Here is a 17,566-nt window from a genome sequence, read left to right on the forward strand (position 1 = left end):
GCGAGGGTGGCCGCACCGTCGGCGCCGGCGTGGTTGCCAAGATCATCAAGTAAGCGTATAGTGCGCGGCTCGGCTCCCCCCAGGGGGAGCCAACATACGAAATGAGGGGCAGGACGCCCCTCGTGTTCGCGCCCAGGACGGGCGAAGCTGGTGGAAAGCCGATCTGTTTGACAGATCGGGTTAACACGAGCTACACTTTCTTGCTCGGTGGACCATTCCTTGGTCCGCCGAGTTTGTTTTCCACGGGAAGCAGGGCCCCAGGCCCCTGGTTCCGACGCTCTTTACCGTAACAAGGACATCGCCATGGCGGACCAGAAGATCCGGATTCGGCTCAAGGCCTACGATCATCGTCTGATTGATCGTTCGGCTTCCGAAATCGTGGAGACGGCCAAGCGGACCGGCGCGCAGGTGCGCGGCCCGATCCCGCTGCCGACCAAGATCGAACGCTACACCGTGCTGGTGTCGCCGCACGTCGACAAGGACGCGCGCGACCAGTACGAGACCCGCACCCACAAGCGTGTGCTGGACATCGTTGACCCCAATGACAAGACCGTCGACGCGCTCATGAAGCTCGAGCTCGCGGCTGGCGTCGATGTCCAGATCAAGCTGACCTGAGGCAACCGCCATGACGACCAAAAACATTGGAATCGTGGGCCGCAAGGCGGGCATGAGCCGCATGTTCACCGAGGATGGCCGCTCCATCCCCGTGACCGTGATCGAGGCCAGCCCGAACCGCATCACCCAGATCAAGACCACCGAGACCGACGGCTACACCGCCGTGCAGGTCACCGCCGGTGCCAAGCGCGCTGCGCTGGTGAACAAGCCGCTGTCGGGCCACTTCGCCAAGGCGAAGGTAGAGGCCGGCCGTGGCCTCTGGGAGTTCCGCATCGAAGACAAGGACGCGGGCAACTTCCAGGTGGGCGGCGAAATCAAGGCCGACATCTTCGAAGTGGGCCAGCTGGTTGACGTTGCCGGCATCACCAAGGGCAAGGGCTTCCAGGGCACCATCAAGCGCCACAACTTCAAGATGGGCGACGCTACCCACGGTAACTCGCTGTCGCACCGTTCGCCGGGCTCCATCGGCCAGCGCCAGACCCCGGGCCGCGTTTTCCCGGGCAAGAAGATGGCCGGCCACATGGGTGCCGAGCGCCAGAGCATGCAGAACCTCGAAGTGGTCAAGGTCGACGCCGAGCGCGGCCTGATCGCGGTCAAGGGTTCCGTCCCCGGTGCGCCGGGCGGCGACGTCGTCGTCCGTCCCGCGAGCAAAGGTTGAGGAGTTAGATAATGGAACTCGCCGTCATTGGAAGCGGTAAGGCGCTGTCGGTTTCCGACGCCGTCTTCGGCCGCGAATTCAGCGAGGACCTGGTGCACCAGGTGGTGGTTGCTTTCCGCAACGCCGGCCGTGCAGGCACCAAGGCCCAGCTGACCCGCTCGGAAGTCTCCGGCACGACCAAGAAGTTCAAGAAGCAGAAGGGCGGCGGCGCGCGTCACGGCGACTACCGCGCTCCGATCTTCGTGGGCGGTGGCGTGTCGTTCGCGGCCAAGCCGCGCAGCTTCGCGCAGAAGGTCAACCGCAAGATGTACCGCGCCGCCATTTGCGCGATCATCTCCGAGCTCAATCGTCAGGATCGCCTGAAGGTCGTCGACAGCTTCGATGTCGCCGAGCCGAAGACCAAGGCCCTGATCGCCAAGTTGAACGAGATGGGCGTCGCCCGTCCGCTGATCGTCACCGAGAACGGCACCGAAGCCCTGTTCCTGGCCGCCCGCAACCTGCCGTACGTGCAGGTCCGCGACGTCCAGGGTCTGGACCCGGTCGCCCTGGTTGGTGCCGAGAACGTGATCATGACCGCCGAAGCGGTCAAGAAGGTCGAGGAGTGGCTGGCATGAACATCAACATCCTCGGCGTTATCCGCGCCCCGCGCGTGTCGGAAAAGACCGCGCGCCTGCAGGAACAGAGCAACCAGTACGTCTTCGAAGTGGCGCAGACCGCGACCAAGGCCGACGTCAAGTCCGCCGTCGAGTCGCTGTTCAACGTCAAGGTCGAAGCGGTCAACGTGGTCAACGTGAAGGGCAAAGCCAAGGCCTTCCGTAACCGTGCCGGCCGTCGCGGCGACTGGCGCAAAGCATACGTTCGCCTGGCCGATGGCCAGACGATCGACGTGATGGCCAAGGCCTGAGGTAGGAACCCATGGCACTACAGACTTTCAAGCCGACCTCGCCTGGCCGCCGCGCCATGGTGCGCGTCTCCACCGCCGGCCTGCACAAGGGCGGCCCGCTGGAATCGCTGGTCGAAAAGAAGAGCAAGACCGGTGGCCGTAACAACTACGGTCGCATCACCACCCGCCACATCGGCGGTGGCCACAAGCAGCATTACCGCATCATCGACTTCAAGCGCGACAAGGAGGGCATCCCGGCCCGCGTCGAGCGCCTTGAGTACGATCCGAACCGCACCGCGCACATCGCGCTGCTGTGCTATGCCGACGGCGAGCGCCGCTACATCATCGCTCCCAAGGGTCTGGCCCAGGGCGACCAGGTGATCGCTGGCAAGGATGCGCCGATCAAGACCGGCAACAGCCTGCCGCTGCGCAACATGCCGGTGGGTTCGACCGTGCATTGCGTCGAGATGAAGCCGGGCAAGGGCGCCCAGCTGGCCCGCGCCGCTGGCGCCGGTGCCCAGCTGATCTCCCGCGACGGCGGCTACGCCACCCTGCGCCTGCGCTCCGGCGAAATGCGCAAGGTGCCGGCCGACTGCCGCGCGACCATCGGCGAAGTCGGCAACGTCGAGCACAACCTCGAGAAGCTGGGCAAGGCTGGTGCGGCTCGCTGGCGCGGCGTCAAGCCGACCGTGCGCGGCGCGGCCATGAACCCGGTTGACCATCCGCACGGCGGTGGCGAGGCCAAGGCTGGCCAGGGCAACCCGCACCCGGTGTCCCCGTGGGGCACCCCGGCGAAGGGTTACAAGACGCGCAAGAACAAGCGCACCCAGAAGTTCATCGTGCGCGATCGTAGGGGTTGATAGGCCATGGCACGTTCTCTTAAGAAAGGTCCCTTCATCGACCACCACCTCGTCAAGAAGGTGGAGGCCGCCCAGGGCAGCAGCAAGAAGCCGATCAAGACCTGGTCGCGTCGTTCAATGATCTCGCCGGAAATGGTCGGGCTCACCATCGCCATTCACAATGGCAAGGTGCACGTCCCGGTCCTCGTGAACGAGAACATGGTTGGCCACAAGCTCGGCGAGTTCGCCCTGACCCGTACCTTCAAGGGTCACGGCGGCGACAAGAAGTCGGGCAAGTAAGGGGATATGACGATGGAAGCCAAAGCCATTCTCCGTACCGCCCGGATTTCGCCGCAGAAGGCCCGCCTGGTCGCCGACCAGGTCCGTGGCATGCAGGCCTCCCGCGCCTACGAGCTGCTGCAGTTCTCCGACAAGAAGGCCGCCCACATGATCGGCAAGGTCCTGTGGAGCGCCATCTCGAACGCCGAAAACAACCTCGGCGCTGACATCGACGAGCTCAAGGTTTCGACCATCATGGTCGACGAGGGCCCCGTCCTGAAGCGCTTCATGGCCCGCGCCAAGGGCCGCGGCACCCGCATCCTCAAGCGCACCAGCCACATCACCGTGGTTGTGGGCTCGGGCAAGTAAGGCAGGGACGACGAATATGGGTCACAAAGTTCATCCGACCGGAATCCGCCTGGGCATCGCCAAGGACTGGAATTCCAAGTGGTTCGCCAACAAGCGCGACTACGCCCAGTACCTCACCTCGGACCTGAAGGTCCGTGAGATGCTGCGCAAGAAGCTCGCGCAGGCTGGCATTTCCAAGATCCTGATCGAGCGTCCCTCGAAGAGCGCCCGCGTCACCATCCACTCGGCTCGCCCGGGCGTGGTGATCGGCAAGCGCGGCGAGGACATCGAGAAGCTGCGCAAGGAAGTCTCGGACATCATGGGCGTCCCGGCGCACATCAACGTGTCCGAGGTGCGCAAGCCCGAGCTCGACGCCCAGCTGGTGGCCGAGTCGATCGCCCAGCAGCTCGAGCGCCGCATCATGTTCCGCCGCGCGATGAAGCGCGCCGTGGGCAACTCGATGCGCCTTGGCGCCCTGGGCATCAAGGTCAACGTCGCCGGCCGCCTCAACGGCGCCGAGATCGCGCGTTCGGAGTGGTACCGCGAGGGCCGCGTGCCCCTGCACACCCTGCGCGCCGACATCGACTACGGTTTCGCCGAGGCCTCGACCACGTACGGCATCATCGGCGTGAAGGTCTGGATCTACAAGGGCGAAGTGTTCGACTTCAGCCAGGTCGGCCAGGAGAAGGTGGAAGAGCGCACTGAGCGCCCGTCCCGTCCGGCGAAGGAAACGAGGTAATCCGCCATGCTGCAACCCAAGCGAACCAAGTACCGCAAGGTCTTCAAGGGCCGCAACGACGGCCTGAGCTGGAACGGCGCCGCCGTCAGCTTCGGTGAGTTCGGCCTCAAGGCCACCTCGCACGGCCAGCTGACCGCGCGCCAGATCGAGGCGGCCCGCCGCTCGATCAGCCGTTACGTGAAGCGTGGCGGCAAGATGTGGATCCGCGTGTTCCCGGACAAGCCGATCACCAAGAAGCCGATCGAAGTGCGAATGGGCGCCGGTAAGGGCAACGTCGAGTACTGGGTGGCCCAGATCGCCCCCGGTCGGATGATCTACGAGATCGAGGGCGTGGACGAGGCGACGGCTCGCGAGGCTTTCCGCCTGGCTGCCGCGAAGCTCTCGGTCACCACCACTTTCGTGACCCGGACGGTGCGCTGATATGGAACTCAAGGAACTGCGTAACAAGTCGGCGGCCGAGCTGAAGGCCCACCTGCTGGACCTGCACAAGGAACAGTTCGCCCTGCGCATGCAGAAGGCGACTGGCCAGCTGAGCCAGCCCCACAACATCAAGCGGGTCCGTCGCGAAATCGCGCAGACGATGACCCTGCTGACCGACAAGAAGTAAGGGCGAGCTATGAGCGATAATGCCAACCAGCTGCGCACGGTCGAAGGCCGCGTCGTCAGCAACAAGATGAACAAGACCGTCACCGTGCTCGTCGAGCGCCAGGTCAAGCACGCGCTGTACGGTAAGTACATCCGCCGCTCGACCAAGCTGCACGCGCACGACGAGGACAACGCCTGCAACGAAGGCGACGTTGTCCGCGTCACCGAGTGCCGTCCGCTTTCCAAGACCAAGAACTGGCGTGTGGTGGAAGTCATCACGCGAGCCGGTAAGTAAGGAGGCCCGGAAATGATCCAGGTACAGAGCTACCTCGAGGCCGCCGACAACTCCGGCGCCAAGGAAATGATGTGCATCAAGGTGCTCGGCGGCTCCAAGCGCCGTTACGCGCACATTGGCGACATCATCAAGGTCACCGTCAAGGACGCGATCCCGCGTGGCAAGGTCAAGAAGGGCGAGGTCTACGACGCCGTCGTGGTCCGCACCCGTTCGGGCGTGCGCCGTGCCGATGGCTCGCTGATCCGTTTCGACGGCAACGCCGCCGTCCTGCTCAACAACAAGCAGGAGCCGATCGGCACCCGCATCTTCGGGCCCGTGACCCGTGAGCTTCGTTCCGAGAAGTTCATGAAGATCGTGTCGCTCGCTCCCGAAGTGATCTGAGGGAAGGAACAGACATGAACCGTATTCGCAAGGGCGACCAGGTGATCGTGATCGCCGGCGCCGACAAGGGCAAGAAGGGTGAGGTTGTTCGCGTCGCGGGCGACAAGGTCGTCGTGCAGAACGTCAACATCATCAAGCGCCACACCAAGCCGAATCCGCAGGCGAACATCGCCGGCGGCATCGTCGAGCGCGAGGCGCCGCTCCACATTTCCAACGTGATGCTGTTCAACCAGGCCTCGGGCAAGGGTGAGCGCATTGGTTTCAAGGTGCTCGAGGATGGACGCAAAGTGCGTGTGTTCCGCTCGAGCGGTGAGGCGGTTGACGCCTAAGGAATGATGCCATGACCCGGCTTGAGAAGATTTACAAGGAAGAGGTTCTGCCGAAGCTGATCGAGCGCTTCGGTTACAAGAACGTGATGGAAGTTCCCCGCATCACCAAGATCACGCTGAACATGGGCGTGGGCGAGGCCGTGGGTAACAAGAAGATCCTGGAAAATGCCGTCGCCGACATGACCAAGATCGCGGGCCAGAAGCCCATCACCACCAACGCCCGCGTCTCGGTGGCGAGCTTCAAGATCCGTGACGGCTGGCCGATCGGCTGCAAGGTCACCCTGCGCCGCGCCAAGATGTACGAGTTCCTGGACCGCCTGATCAACGTCTCGCTGCCGCGCGTGCGCGACTTCCGCGGCGTGTCGGGCCGCTCCTTCGACGGCCGTGGCAACTACAACATGGGCGTCAAGGAACAGATCATCTTCCCCGAGATCGATTTCGACGCCGTCGACGCCATGCGTGGCATGGACATCGCCATCACCACGACGGCGAAGACCAACGAGGAAGCCAAGGCGCTGCTCGAGGCCTTCAACTTCCCGTTCCGCAACTGATCCGAGGATTATCGAGATGGCCAAGACTTCGATGGTGAACCGCGACATCAAGCGCAAGAAGCTTGTCGCGAAGCACGCCACCAAGCGCGCGGAACTGAAGAAGATCATCAGCAGCACCACTGCCTCCTACGAGGAGAAGATGGATGCCGCCACCAAGCTGCAGAAGCTGCCGCGCGACTCGAGCCCGAGCCGCGTGCGCAACCGCTGCGAACTGACCGGCCGCTCGCGCGGCGTGTACAGCAAGTTCGGCCTCGGCCGCAACAAGCTGCGCGAAGCCACCATGCGTGGCGACGTGCCCGGCCTGCGCAAGGCCAGCTGGTAATCGCCGGCCCCCTCGGGGGCCAGCGGATATCGGTGCTCCCACACCTAGGAACAAGGTAAGCAAAAATGAGCATGACTGATCCCATTGCCGACATGCTGGTGCGCATCAAGAATGCGCTCGCCGTCGGCAAGCCGCAGGTTTCCATGCCTGCCTCCAAGATGAAGCTGGCCATCGCCAACGTGCTGAAGTCCGAGGGTTACATCGGCGACTTCCGCGTGAACGGCGAGGGCGCCAAGGCCAAGCTCGAGATCTCCCTGAAGTACTACGAAGGCAAGCCGGTGATCGAGCGCCTCGAGCGCGTCTCCCGTTCGGGCCTGCGCCAGTACAAGGGCAAGAACGATCTCCCGAAGGTGCTCGCCGGTCTCGGCGTCGCCATCATTTCCACCTCCCAGGGTCTGATGACCGATCGCCAGGCCCGCGCTGCGGGCGTGGGCGGCGAAGTCATCTGCCTCGTGGCCTAAGGAGGACGCACCCATGTCCCGCGTTGCCAAGAAGCCGATCTCCCTGCCGAAGGGCGTCGAGTTCAACGTTTCCAACGACCAGGTCACCGTCAAGGGCCCGAAGGGTTCCCTGAGCCTGGCCAAGCCGGCCGGCGTCGAGTTCAAGGTCGAGAACGGCGTGCTGCAGCTGTCCGCCGTCGAAGCCGCCAACATCCCGATGGCCGGCACCGCCCGCGCCATCCTGGCCAACATGGTCACCGGCGTGGCCGAGGGCTTCACCCGCAAGCTCGAGCTGGTCGGCGTCGGTTACCGCGCCGCCATGCAGGGCAAGGACCTCAACCTCAGCCTGGGCTTCTCGCACCCGGTCGTGTTCGTGGCGCCGGAAGGCATCACGCTCACCACCCCGACCCAGACCGAGATCCTGGTCACCGGCGCCGACAAGCAGCTGGTGGGCGAGGTCGCGGCCAAGATCCGCGCCTTCCGCAAGCCCGAGCCTTACAAGGGCAAGGGCGTCCGCTACTCCGGCGAAAAGATCATCATGAAGGAAGCCAAGAAGGCCTAATCGGGCACTTCAGCTTCCCAAAGGTAAAAGACCATGGAAAAGAACACCGCCCGTCTCCGTCGCGCCAAGACCACCCGCGCGCACATCCGCAAGCTCGGTGTCGCCCGCCTGTCGGTGCTGCGCTCGGGCCAGCACATCTACGCCCAGCTGTTCACGGCCGATGGCTCCAAGGTGCTGGCTTCGGCCTCCACCGTGCAGGCCGACGTCAAGGAAGGCCTCAAGGGCAGCAAGAACATGGAGGCTGCCGCCAAGGTCGGCCGCACCATCGCCGCCAAGGCGCTGGCCGCGGGCATCGACAAGGTTGCCTTCGACCGTTCGGGCTACCGCTACCACGGCCGCATCAAGGCCCTGGCCGACGCCGCCCGCGAGGGTGGCCTGCAGTTCTAAGCCCACGGGCTTGAGTTCCAAGATCCAACCACAACCATAAGCGGCCAGGTGCCGTAAGCAACCTCAGGAATCCACATGAGCAGCAACGAGCGCGATCGCAATCGCGGCGAAAGCGACGACGGCTTCATCGAGAAGCTGGTCGCCGTGAACCGCGTGTCCAAGACCGTCAAGGGCGGTCGTCAGTTCACCTTCACCGCGCTGACCGTCGTCGGCGACGGCGCCGGCAAGGTCGGTTTCGGCTACGGCAAGGCCCGCGAGGTCCCGGTGGCCATCCAGAAGTCGATGGAGTACGCCCGCAAGGCGATGGTCTCCGTCGACCTCGACAACGGCACCCTGTTCCACCCGGTCAAGGCCAACCACGGCGCCGCCCGCGTGTACATGCAGCCGGCTTCCGAGGGTACCGGCGTGATCGCCGGTGGCGCCATGCGCGCCGTGCTCGAGGCCGTGGGCGTGAAGAACGTGCTGGCCAAGGCCGTTGGTTCCCGCAACCCGATCAACCTGGTGCGCGCCACCGTCAAGGGCCTGGCCGCCACCCAGTCGCCGGCCCGCATCGCCGCCAAGCGTGGCAAGAAGCTTGAGGAGATCCTCAATGGCTGAGAAGACCGTCAAAGTCCGCCTGGTCAAGGGCCTGCGCGGCTGCCAGGAGCGCCACCGCGTCTCGGTTCGCGCCCTGGGCCTGAACAAGGTCAATGACGTCCGCGAGCTCAAGGACTCCCCGTCCGTGCGCGGCCTGATCAACCAAGTGCATTACCTGGTGCGCGTCGAGTCCTGAGCGCCCCGAGGAGAACCCATATGAAGCTCAATTCTCTCAAGCCCGCCGACGGCGCCCGCAAGGAACGCGTCCGCGTTGGCCGTGGTATCGGCTCCGGCCTCGGCAAGACCGCCGGCCGCGGCCACAAGGGTTCCTTTGCCCGCACCGGCAAGGGCAAGATCAAGGCCGGCTTCGAAGGCGGCCAGATGCCCATGCAGCGCCGCCTGCCGAAGATCGGCTTCCGCTCGAAGCTGAAGAACGACACGGCCGAAGTGCTGCTGTACCAGCTGGACAAGCTCGAGGCCGGCGAGATCGACTTCGCCGCCCTGCGCGAGGCCAAGCTGGTCCCGGCCACCGCCAAGCAGGCCAAGATCGTCAAGAAGGGCGAGCTGAGCAAGAAGTTCGTGCTCAAGGGCGTGCTGGCCACCGCCGGTGCCAAGGCCGCCATCGAGGCTGCCGGCGGCAGCGTCGCGGAGTAAAGCCTTGGCCCAGTCCTCTTCCGCAGCAGCTGCCCTGGGCGGGCTCGGCAAGTTCACCGAGCTCCGCCAGCGCCTGGTCTTCGTGATCCTGGCCCTGATCGTCTACCGCATCGGTAGCTACATCCCGGTGCCCGGCATCGATCCGGAAGCCATGCTGCGGCTGATGGAACAGCAGGAAGGCACCATCGTGGACATGTTCAACATGTTCTCCGGTGGTGCCCTCAACCGCTTCAGCCTGTTCGCGCTGAACGTCATTCCCTACATCTCCTCCTCGATCATCGTGCAGCTGATGGGCCAGATCTACGAGCCCTGGAAGCAGATGAAGAAGGAAGGCGAGAGCGGCCGCCGCAAGCTGACCCAGTACTCGCGCGTCGGCGCGGTGTTCCTGGCGATCGTGCAGGCCGGCTCCATCGCCTCGATGCTGCAGGGGCAGGGTGGCGTGGTCTACGCGCCGGGCCCGGGCTTCATCCTCACCGCCGTGGTCTCCCTGACCGCCGGCACGATCTTCCTGATGTGGCTGGGTGAGCAGATCACCGAGCGCGGCATCGGCAACGGCATCTCGCTGATCATCTTCGCGGGCATCGTGGCCAGCCTGCCGGGCGCCATCCTCGGCACCTTCCAGCAGGTCGCGAACGGCGAGATCAGTGGTTTCGCGGTGGTCGCCATCCTCGCGCTGGTGCTGGGCGTCACCTACTTCGTGGTGTTCATGGAGCGCGGCCAGCGCCGCATCACCGTGAACTACGCCCGTCGCCAGGGCGGCCGCCAGGCCTACATGAACCAGAGCTCGCACCTGCCGCTCAAGCTCAACATGGCGGGCGTGATCCCGGCGATCTTCGCCTCGAGCCTGATCATGTTCCCGGCGACCATGGTCCAGTGGTTCGGCCAGGGCAGCGGCCCGACGGGCGAGGGCTGGCGCGACCAGCTGAACCTGTTCCTGCAGAACCTGAGCCAGGCCCTGGCCCCGAGCGAGCCGCTGCACATGCTGCTCTACGGCGCCATGATCATCGGCTTCGCGTTCTTCTACACCGCCCTGGTTTTCAATTCCCAGGAAACGGCGGATAATCTCAAGAAGTCCGGCGCCCTGGTGCCGGGCATCCGGCCGGGCAAGGCCACCGCCGACTACATCGACGGCGTCCTGACCCGCCTGACCCTGATCGGCGCGCTGTATCTGGTGCTCGTGTGCCTGCTTCCGGAGGTCATCCGGGCGTTCTGGTCGGTTCCGTTCTACTTCGGCGGCACCTCGCTGCTGATCGTGGTCGTGGTGGTGATGGATTTCACCGCCCAGATCCAGGCTCACCTGATGTCCCATCAGTACGAGAGCCTGATGAAGAAGGCCAATTTGAAGGGTGGTTCCCGCGGCGGCCTCGCCCGCAGCTGAGAACCACGCACAATGGGCGGTCCGCGCGGCAGCTTGGCGCGCGGATGAGCCGGCACCCGTTCCTGCGCTGGAGTAGCGCGGGGCGCCCGACCCGGGAAGGGAAGGGCAGGCGCCAGTTCGTCGCCGGAGCATGGGCACACTCCCCATGCCGGGTTTCCCGGGTCCCATGACCCGGGGGGCTACAATGAAACCCCAAGCTGCTGTATACTTTCCGATTCACTGCGCTCAATTTAGTTTTGGAGAACGCCTGATGGCGCGCATTGCGGGTGTCAACCTGCCTGTCCAGAAGCATGTCTGGGTGGGCCTGCAGAGTATCTTTGGCATCGGCCGTACCCGGTCGAAGCTTGTTTGTGAGGCGGCTGGCGTGGCTCCGGCCACGAAGATCCGCGACCTGTCCGAGCCGGAAATCGAGCGCATCCGCGCCGAGGTGGCCAAGTACACGGTCGAGGGCGACCTGCGCCGTGAAGTGGGCATGTCGATCAAGCGCCTGATGGACCTGGGCTGCTACCGCGGCCTGCGCCATCGTCGTGGCCTGCCGATGCGTGGTCAGCGTACCCGCACCAATGCCCGTACCCGCAAGGGTCCGCGCAAAGCCATCAAGAAGTAAGGACCTGGCCCAATGAACAAGCCGGCAGTTAAGACGAAGAAGAAGATCAAGCGGGTCGTCACCGACGGCATCGCCCACGTCCACGCTTCCTTCAACAACACCATCGTCACCATCACCGACCGCCAGGGCAACGCGCTGTCGTGGGCGACTTCGGGCGGCGCGGGTTTCCGCGGTTCCCGCAAGTCCACCCCGTTCGCCGCCCAGGTCGCCGCCGAGAAGGCCGGCAAGGTCGCGCTGGAGTACGGCGTGAAGACGCTGGAAGTCCGCATCAAGGGCCCCGGCCCGGGCCGCGAGTCGGCCGTGCGTTCGCTCAACGCGTGCGGTTACAAGATCACCAACATCATCGACGTCACCCCGATCCCGCACAACGGGTGCCGGCCGCCGAAGAAGCGCCGCGTCTAACGGGAACTGGAGACTACATAAATGGCTCGTTATATCGGTCCCACCTGTAAGCTCGCCCGCCGCGAAGGCTCCGACCTCAGCCTGAAGTCGCCGGCGCGCGCGATTGATTCCAAGTGCAAGCTGGAGCAGAAGCCCGGCCAGCACGGCGCCGTCGCCAAGCGCGGCAAGCTGTCCGACTACGCCACCCAGCTGCGCGAGAAGCAGAAGGTCAAGCGCATCTACGGCCTGCTGGAGCGCCAGTTCCGCAACTACTACAAGAAGGCTTCGACCAAGAAGGGCAACACCGGCGAGACCCTGCTGCAGATGCTTGAGCAGCGCCTCGACAACGTGGTGTACCGCATGGGCTTCGCCGTCACCCGTCCGCAGGCGCGCCAGCTGGTGTCGCACAAGGGCGTGCTGGTCAACGGCAAGGCCGTGAACCTGCCCTCGTACCAGGTCAAGGCCGGCGACAACATCGCCCTGACCGAACGCGCGCAGAAGCACCTGAACGTCCAGGAAGCCGTGAACCTGTCGCAGCAGATGGACCTGGTCCCGAGCTGGTGCGAAGTCGACGCCAAGAAGTTCGCCGGCGTCTTCAAGGCCGTCCCGGACCGCGCCGACCTGCCCTCGGACATCAATGAAGCGCTGATCGTCGAGCTGTACTCGAAGTAATCCTTTAGGAGACACCTTGACCATGACGGTTACCGCCACCCAGGTGCTGCGCCCGCGCGGCCCGCACATCGAACGCCTCGGCTCCAACCGCGCCAAGGTGGTCATCGAGCCGCTGGAGCGCGGCTACGGCCACACGCTGGGCAACGCCCTGCGTCGCGTCCTGCTGTCGTCGATCCCCGGCTTCGCCATCACCGAGGTCGAGATCGACGGCGTGCTCCACGAGTACACCACCGTCGAAGGCCTGCAGGAAGACGTGCTCGAGGTCCTTCTGAACCTCAAGGACGTCGCCATCCGCATGCACAACGTGGACCACACCACGCTGTCGCTGCAGAAGAAGGGTCCGGGCGTCGTCACCGCCGGCGACATCAAGACCGACCACAACGTCGAGATCATCAATCCCGACCACGTGATCTGCACCCTGACCAAGGACACGGCGCTGAACATGCGCCTGAAGATCGAGCGCGGTTTCGGCTACCAGCCGGCCGCCGATCGCCGCCGCCCGGACGAAGAGTCCCGGGCGATCGGCCGACTGGTGCTTGATGCCACCTTCTCGCCGGTCCGCCGCGTCGCCTACGCCGTCGAGGCCGCCCGCGTCGAGCAGCGCACCGACCTGGACAAGCTGGTGCTGGAGATCGAGACCAACGGCACGATCGATGCCGAGGACGCGATCCGCACGGCCGCCGACATCCTCACCGACCAGCTGTCGGTGTTCGGCGACTTCACCCAGCGCGAGCGCGGCCCGGCCAAGGCCTCCGCGACGGGCATCGACCCGGTGCTGCTGCGCCCGATCGACGACCTCGAGCTGACCGTGCGCTCGGCCAACTGCCTCAAGGCCGAGAACATCTACTACATCGGCGACCTGATCCAGCGTACGGAGGTCGAGCTGCTCAAGACCCCGAATCTGGGCAAGAAGTCGCTCACCGAGATCAAGGAAGTCCTCGCCCAGCGCGGTCTTTCGCTCGGGATGAAGCTGGAGAACTGGCCGCCGGCCGGCCTGCAGCAGGGCATGCTGGGCTGAGCCCCGGAATTCACTAAGGAACCACGACCATGCGCCACCAGAAATCCGGACGCAAGTTCAGCCGTACCAGCGCTCATCGCGAAGCGATGTTCAGCAACATGGCTGCGTCCCTGATCAAGCACGAACTGATCCGCACCACCCTGCCGAAGGCCAAGGAACTGCGCCGCGTCGCCGAGCCGCTGATCACCATCGGCAAGACCGATGGCGTCGCCAATCGCCGCCTGGCCATGTCCCGCCTGCGCGACAAGGAAGCGGTGGGCAAGCTCTTCGTCGAGCTCGGCCCGCGTTACCAGGCCCGCCCCGGCGGTTACCTGCGCATCCTGAAGTGTGGTTTCCGTCCGGGCGACAACGCCCCGATGGCCTACGTCGAACTCGTCGACCGCCCGCAGGCGGCCACCGAAGCCGCCGAATAATCCCGGCGCACCGACGTGGTACCCAAGACCCCGGCCCGCGCCGGGGTCTTGTTTTTCGAGGCCGGGAAACTTCGCGCCCGCGCCGCTGTCCTGTACGCTAGACCCAGCACACGAACGCCGCGCCGATGACCGCAAACCCCTTCGCCTGGACCTTCCGGTCCCAGTTCCTCACCGGTTTCCTGCTCTGCGCGGCGCTGCTGGCGTACGCGCTCTACGTGCAGTTCGGCATGCTTATGCTGCCGTGCCCGCTGTGCATCCTGCAGCGGCTCGCTTTCGCGGCGATGGGCATCGTCTTCCTGGTCGGTGGCCTGCATTCGCCGAAGGGGCGGGTGGGGCGCGGCGTCTATGGGCTCCTGGCCTTCGTGGCCGCCGCCGCCGGCGCCGGAGTGGCTGGCCGCCACGTCTGGCTGCAGTCGCTGCCGGCCAGCGAAGTGCCGCTGTGCACGTCCATGGGCCTCGACTACATGGTCGAGGCGATGGGCCCGCTGAAGGCCCTTTCCAGCGTGCTCGCCGGCTCCGGCGAATGCGCGAAGGTGGACTGGACCTTCCTGGGCCTTTCCATGCCGGCCTGGACCCTGGCCTGGTTCGTCGGCCTCGGCCTCGGCGCGCTCTGGGCGGCCTGGCGCCGCCGCTGAATCCCCGCGTCATCGCGTCGCCTGCACGGGCCCGCGAGGCGCCTGTGGCATAGTGTTTTCGACTTCTTTCCCGCGATGACGACACGGACCCCTGAAATGAACGCCTCCGACCGCAGCCTGACTCCCGTTTCCGTTCCCGGTGACTGGTCGCCGGCGAGCTGGCGGGCGTTCGCCGCGGCCCAGCAGCCCACGTATCCGGACGCCCGCGCCCTGGAAGAGGTGCTGGGCGAACTCGGTCGCCTGCCGCCGCTGGTGACGTCCTGGGAGATCCTGGCGCTCAAGAAGCAGCTGGCCGAGGCGCAGGAAGGCAAGCGCTTCCTGCTGCAGGGCGGCGACTGCGCCGAATCCTTCGCCGACTGCGAATCGGCCCTGGTCTCGAACCGCCTGAAGGTGCTGCTGCAGATGAGCCTGGTGCTCGTGCACGGCCTGCGCCTGCCGGTGGTGCGCGTGGGCCGCTTCGCCGGCCAGTACGCCAAGCCGCGCTCCGCCGACATGGAGGAGAAGGACGGCGTGTCGCTGCCCAGCTACCGCGGCGACTTCATCAACCAGCCCGAGTTCACCGCCGAGGCCCGCACCGCCGACCCGCGCCGCATGATCAAGGGCCACGCGCGCTCGGCCATGACGATGAACTTCGTGCGCGCACTCATCGACGGCGGCTTCGCCGACCTGCACCACCCGGAATACTGGGACCTGGGCTGGGTTGGCCACTCGCCGCTGTCCGACGAATACCGCCGCATGGTGGCCGCCGTGGGCGACGCCGTGCGCTTCATGGAAACCATCTCCGGCGAGGCGCTGCACAACCTCAACCGCGCCGACTTCTACACCTCGCACGAAGCGCTGCTGCTGCCCTACGAGGAGGCGCTGACCCGCCAGGTGCCGCGCCAGTGGGGCTGGTTCAACCTCTCCACCCACTTCCCGTGGATCGGCATGCGCACGGCGGCGCTGGACGGCGCCCACGTGGAGTATTTCCGCGGCCTGCGCAACCCGGTGGCGGTGAAGATCGGCCCCTCGGTGACGCCGGACCAGCTCCTGCGCCTTGCCGACGCGCTCAACCCGGACAACGAGCCGGGGCGCCTGAGCTTCATCCACCGCATGGGCGCCGCGAAGGTCGCCGAAAAGCTGCCGCCGCTGCTGGACGCCATGCGCCGCGAAGGCCGCCGCGTGCTGTGGATCTGCGACCCGATGCACGGCAACACCGAGAGCACCAGCAACGGCTACAAGACCCGCCGCTTCGACAACATCCGCGCCGAGGTCGAAGCCAGCTTCGAACTGCATGCCGCGGCGGGCACCCGCCTGGGCGGCGTGCATCTGGAGCTCACCGGCGAAAACGTCACCGAGTGCACGGGCGGCGCGCGCGAACTCACCGACACCGACCTGGCGCGGGCCTACCGCTCCACGGTGGACCCGCGCCTGAACTACGAGCAGTCGCTCGAGATCGCCATGCTGATCGTGCGCAAGCAGACCAGCCTGGCGGCCCCGGTCACGCCCTGAATCCGGGGCCTGGCCTCCGGGCTCAGGCGCCCTGCGCCTGGGAGTAGCCCGCCTTGCCGTCGAAGCGGTAGAGGTTCTCGGTCTTGACCACGTCCAGGCCGGCCTCCGCGGCGCGGGCCATCAGCCGCGTGATCGCGAGCGGCGAGGCCTCGCCGGCGTCGCGGAACCGGCAGCGCCAGTGGTCGGAGCAGAGCGTGTGCGGGTTGCCGCCCGGGTACACCTTCACGCCGCGGTTGGTCACCAGCTCCAGCGTGAACTCCGGCCCGGCGATGCGCTCCAGCCGCGCGCCCAGCGCCGCGGGCGAGCGGCCGTCCTGGTCCCAGTGCAGGAACAGGTCCACGCCCTCGAGCTGCTTGTCCGCCGGCACCCGCCCGGTCTCCGCGAGGCGCGGCTTCGGCGCGGCCGGCACCGCTTCGGCGCGCGAGGGATAGTCCACCGGGCGCAGCCGTTCGGGGCGCTGCCCGAGCCGCTCGATCACGGCGTCGGCGAAGGCCTGCGTGCCAACCCGGCGCACCTTGCCGGCGGCCGGCACGTCGCCGGTGAGCACGCCGTCCTCCAGCGTGCGCAGCCAGGCATTGTGGATCGCCGTGGCCGGCGCGCCGCGGCCCAGGTGCACCAGCATCATCACCGCCGACAGCAGCAGGCCCGAGGGATTGGCCAGGTCTCGCCCGGCGATGTCGGGCGCCGAGCCGTGCACGGCCTCGAACATCGAGGCGCGGTAGCCGATGTTGGCCGAGGGTGCGAATCCGATGGAGCCCGCGACTTCCGCGGCCACGTCGGACAGGATGTCGCCGTAGAGGTTGGGCGTCACGATCACGTCGAAGTCGCGCGGACGGGTGGCCACGCGCGCGGTGCCGATGTCGATGATCATGTGCTCGGTGGCGATGCCCGGGTACCCGGCCGCGACCTCGTCGAAGACGGCGTGGAACAGGCCGTCGGTGAGCTTCATGATGTTGTCCTTGGTCATGCAGGTGACCTTGCGCCGGCCGTTCGCCAGCGCGTACTCGAAGGCGTGTCGGACGATGCGTTCGCAGCCCGGGCGGGTGATCAGCTTCAGGCACTGCACCACCTCGTCGGTCTGGCGGTGTTCGATGCCGGCGTAGGTGTCTTCCTCGTTCTCGCGCACCACCACCAGGTCCATGCCGGGGTGCGTCGCCGGCACCACCGGGTGGTAGGCCACGCAGGGGCGCACGTTGGCGAACAGGCCCAGGGTCTTGCGCAGGGTGACGTTGACGCTCTTGTAGCCGCCGCCCTGGGGCGTCGACAGCGGCGCCTTGAGCAGCACGCCGTGCCGGGTCACCGCCTCGAGCGCTTCCGGGGTGAAACCGGCGGCGTGGCCCGCTTCGTAGGCCTTGAGGCCCAGCGGCACTTCATGGAAAGTGAGGCCCGGATCCGCCGCGCCGAGAACGCGCAGGGTCGCGGCCATGATCTCGGGGCCGATGCCGTCGCCGTGGGCGACGGCGATGCTGCGGGCGGGGGCCGGGAAGGGCAGGCGGTTCTCGAACTGGGCGGACATAAGAACTCCAAT

General features: G+C 66.1%; 30 protein-coding genes. 29 read left to right on the forward strand and 1 reads right to left on the reverse strand.

Features of this window, described 5'->3' with window-relative positions:
* Window positions 1–303: 303 nt before the first annotated feature.
* The 29 genes from rpsJ to ACE3Q2_RS00145 all read left to right on the forward strand — a co-directional run bounded on the left by rpsJ (window position 304) and on the right by ACE3Q2_RS00145 (window position 16,038).
* Window positions 304–615: a 30S ribosomal protein S10 gene (gene rpsJ, locus ACE3Q2_RS00005; protein ID WP_022968186.1), complete on the forward strand. Its 312-nt coding sequence runs from the start codon at window positions 304–306 to the stop codon at window positions 613–615.
* 10 nt (window positions 616–625) lie between these two features.
* Window positions 626–1,273: a 50S ribosomal protein L3 gene (rplC, locus tag ACE3Q2_RS00010; protein ID WP_374471848.1), complete on the forward strand. Its 648-nt coding sequence runs from the start codon at window positions 626–628 to the stop codon at window positions 1,271–1,273.
* An 11-nt stretch (window positions 1,274–1,284) separates the two neighbouring features.
* Window positions 1,285–1,887, forward strand: coding sequence for a 50S ribosomal protein L4 (gene rplD, locus ACE3Q2_RS00015; protein WP_043805399.1), 603 nt, complete (start codon window positions 1,285–1,287; stop codon window positions 1,885–1,887).
* Window positions 1,884–2,177 carry a 50S ribosomal protein L23 gene (gene rplW, locus ACE3Q2_RS00020; protein WP_374471850.1) on the forward strand — a complete coding sequence of 98 codons (294 nt, stop codon included), beginning with the start codon at window positions 1,884–1,886 and terminating at the stop codon, window positions 2,175–2,177. Before rplD ends, rplW begins: the two co-directional genes overlap by 4 nt.
* Before the next feature lie 11 nt (window positions 2,178–2,188).
* Window positions 2,189–3,016 carry a 50S ribosomal protein L2 gene (rplB, locus tag ACE3Q2_RS00025; protein ID WP_043805398.1) on the forward strand — a complete coding sequence of 276 codons (828 nt, stop codon included), beginning with the start codon at window positions 2,189–2,191 and terminating at the stop codon, window positions 3,014–3,016.
* 6 nt (window positions 3,017–3,022) lie between these two features.
* The gene (gene rpsS / locus ACE3Q2_RS00030; protein ID WP_374471853.1) at window positions 3,023–3,295 is read left to right on the forward strand and encodes a 30S ribosomal protein S19; all 273 of its coding nucleotides are present in this window, start codon (window positions 3,023–3,025) and stop codon (window positions 3,293–3,295) included.
* A gap of 12 nt (window positions 3,296–3,307) precedes the next feature.
* On the forward strand, window positions 3,308–3,643 hold the full coding sequence (gene rplV / locus ACE3Q2_RS00035; protein ID WP_043805396.1) for a 50S ribosomal protein L22: 336 nt from the start codon (window positions 3,308–3,310) through the stop codon (window positions 3,641–3,643).
* Between the two features lie 16 nt (window positions 3,644–3,659).
* Window positions 3,660–4,361, forward strand: a complete 702-nt coding sequence (rpsC, locus tag ACE3Q2_RS00040; RefSeq protein ID WP_374471855.1) for a 30S ribosomal protein S3 — start codon at window positions 3,660–3,662, stop codon at window positions 4,359–4,361.
* Window positions 4,362–4,367: 6 nt separating this feature from the next.
* Window positions 4,368–4,781, forward strand: a complete 414-nt coding sequence (rplP, locus tag ACE3Q2_RS00045; protein WP_188662902.1) for a 50S ribosomal protein L16 — start codon at window positions 4,368–4,370, stop codon at window positions 4,779–4,781.
* Window position 4,782: 1 nt separating this feature from the next.
* Complete coding sequence (gene rpmC / locus ACE3Q2_RS00050; protein WP_043805393.1) at window positions 4,783–4,968, forward strand: 50S ribosomal protein L29; 186 nt, start codon at window positions 4,783–4,785, stop codon at window positions 4,966–4,968.
* A 9-nt stretch (window positions 4,969–4,977) separates the two neighbouring features.
* Entirely contained in the window at window positions 4,978–5,241 is a 264-nt protein-coding gene (gene rpsQ, locus ACE3Q2_RS00055; RefSeq protein WP_043805391.1) for a 30S ribosomal protein S17, read from the forward strand.
* Window positions 5,242–5,253: 12 nt separating this feature from the next.
* Entirely contained in the window at window positions 5,254–5,622 is a 369-nt protein-coding gene (gene rplN, locus ACE3Q2_RS00060) for a 50S ribosomal protein L14 (RefSeq protein ID WP_034213292.1), read from the forward strand.
* Between the two features lie 14 nt (window positions 5,623–5,636).
* Entirely contained in the window at window positions 5,637–5,951 is a 315-nt protein-coding gene (gene rplX / locus ACE3Q2_RS00065; RefSeq protein WP_043805389.1) for a 50S ribosomal protein L24, read from the forward strand.
* 11 nt (window positions 5,952–5,962) lie between these two features.
* Complete coding sequence (gene rplE / locus ACE3Q2_RS00070) at window positions 5,963–6,502, forward strand: 50S ribosomal protein L5 (protein WP_043805388.1); 540 nt, start codon at window positions 5,963–5,965, stop codon at window positions 6,500–6,502.
* 16 nt (window positions 6,503–6,518) lie between these two features.
* Entirely contained in the window at window positions 6,519–6,824 is a 306-nt protein-coding gene (gene rpsN / locus ACE3Q2_RS00075) for a 30S ribosomal protein S14 (RefSeq protein WP_374471860.1), read from the forward strand.
* A gap of 65 nt (window positions 6,825–6,889) precedes the next feature.
* On the forward strand, window positions 6,890–7,285 hold the full coding sequence (gene rpsH / locus ACE3Q2_RS00080) for a 30S ribosomal protein S8 (protein ID WP_374471862.1): 396 nt from the start codon (window positions 6,890–6,892) through the stop codon (window positions 7,283–7,285).
* Window positions 7,286–7,298: 13 nt separating this feature from the next.
* Window positions 7,299–7,826 carry a 50S ribosomal protein L6 gene (rplF, locus tag ACE3Q2_RS00085; RefSeq protein ID WP_374471864.1) on the forward strand — a complete coding sequence of 176 codons (528 nt, stop codon included), beginning with the start codon at window positions 7,299–7,301 and terminating at the stop codon, window positions 7,824–7,826.
* A gap of 33 nt (window positions 7,827–7,859) precedes the next feature.
* Window positions 7,860–8,213: a 50S ribosomal protein L18 gene (rplR, locus tag ACE3Q2_RS00090; RefSeq protein ID WP_043805384.1), complete on the forward strand. Its 354-nt coding sequence runs from the start codon at window positions 7,860–7,862 to the stop codon at window positions 8,211–8,213.
* Between the two features lie 75 nt (window positions 8,214–8,288).
* Complete coding sequence (gene rpsE, locus ACE3Q2_RS00095; protein WP_043805383.1) at window positions 8,289–8,810, forward strand: 30S ribosomal protein S5; 522 nt, start codon at window positions 8,289–8,291, stop codon at window positions 8,808–8,810.
* On the forward strand, window positions 8,803–8,985 hold the full coding sequence (gene rpmD / locus ACE3Q2_RS00100; RefSeq protein ID WP_106990015.1) for a 50S ribosomal protein L30: 183 nt from the start codon (window positions 8,803–8,805) through the stop codon (window positions 8,983–8,985). Before rpsE ends, rpmD begins: the two co-directional genes overlap by 8 nt.
* Before the next feature lie 20 nt (window positions 8,986–9,005).
* Window positions 9,006–9,443, forward strand: a complete 438-nt coding sequence (gene rplO, locus ACE3Q2_RS00105; protein WP_374471867.1) for a 50S ribosomal protein L15 — start codon at window positions 9,006–9,008, stop codon at window positions 9,441–9,443.
* 4 nt (window positions 9,444–9,447) lie between these two features.
* Window positions 9,448–10,821, forward strand: a complete 1,374-nt coding sequence (gene secY, locus ACE3Q2_RS00110; protein WP_374471869.1) for a preprotein translocase subunit SecY — start codon at window positions 9,448–9,450, stop codon at window positions 10,819–10,821.
* A 250-nt stretch (window positions 10,822–11,071) separates the two neighbouring features.
* The gene (gene rpsM, locus ACE3Q2_RS00115; protein WP_043805378.1) at window positions 11,072–11,428 is read left to right on the forward strand and encodes a 30S ribosomal protein S13; all 357 of its coding nucleotides are present in this window, start codon (window positions 11,072–11,074) and stop codon (window positions 11,426–11,428) included.
* Window positions 11,429–11,440: 12 nt separating this feature from the next.
* Complete coding sequence (rpsK, locus tag ACE3Q2_RS00120; protein WP_043805377.1) at window positions 11,441–11,830, forward strand: 30S ribosomal protein S11; 390 nt, start codon at window positions 11,441–11,443, stop codon at window positions 11,828–11,830.
* 21 nt (window positions 11,831–11,851) lie between these two features.
* Window positions 11,852–12,481 carry a 30S ribosomal protein S4 gene (gene rpsD, locus ACE3Q2_RS00125; protein WP_043805375.1) on the forward strand — a complete coding sequence of 210 codons (630 nt, stop codon included), beginning with the start codon at window positions 11,852–11,854 and terminating at the stop codon, window positions 12,479–12,481.
* A gap of 22 nt (window positions 12,482–12,503) precedes the next feature.
* Entirely contained in the window at window positions 12,504–13,499 is a 996-nt protein-coding gene (locus ACE3Q2_RS00130) for a DNA-directed RNA polymerase subunit alpha (RefSeq protein WP_043805374.1), read from the forward strand.
* A 29-nt stretch (window positions 13,500–13,528) separates the two neighbouring features.
* Complete coding sequence (gene rplQ, locus ACE3Q2_RS00135; RefSeq protein WP_043805373.1) at window positions 13,529–13,912, forward strand: 50S ribosomal protein L17; 384 nt, start codon at window positions 13,529–13,531, stop codon at window positions 13,910–13,912.
* Between the two features lie 125 nt (window positions 13,913–14,037).
* Entirely contained in the window at window positions 14,038–14,547 is a 510-nt protein-coding gene (locus ACE3Q2_RS00140; RefSeq protein ID WP_374471873.1) for a disulfide bond formation protein B, read from the forward strand.
* Window positions 14,548–14,643: 96 nt separating this feature from the next.
* A complete protein-coding gene (locus ACE3Q2_RS00145) occupies window positions 14,644–16,038 on the forward strand; it encodes a class II 3-deoxy-7-phosphoheptulonate synthase (protein ID WP_374471875.1) in 1,395 nt (464 codons plus the stop codon).
* 22 nt (window positions 16,039–16,060) lie between these two features.
* Here the strand turns inward: ACE3Q2_RS00145 and ACE3Q2_RS00150 are convergent, their stop codons facing one another.
* The gene (locus ACE3Q2_RS00150) at window positions 16,061–17,554 is read right to left on the reverse strand and encodes an NADP-dependent isocitrate dehydrogenase (RefSeq protein ID WP_374471877.1); all 1,494 of its coding nucleotides are present in this window, start codon (window positions 17,552–17,554) and stop codon (window positions 16,061–16,063) included.
* Window positions 17,555–17,566 lie beyond the last annotated feature (12 nt).

Source organism: Arenimonas sp. (genome assembly GCF_041913985.1).
Lineage (GTDB): Bacteria > Pseudomonadota > Gammaproteobacteria > Xanthomonadales > Xanthomonadaceae > Arenimonas.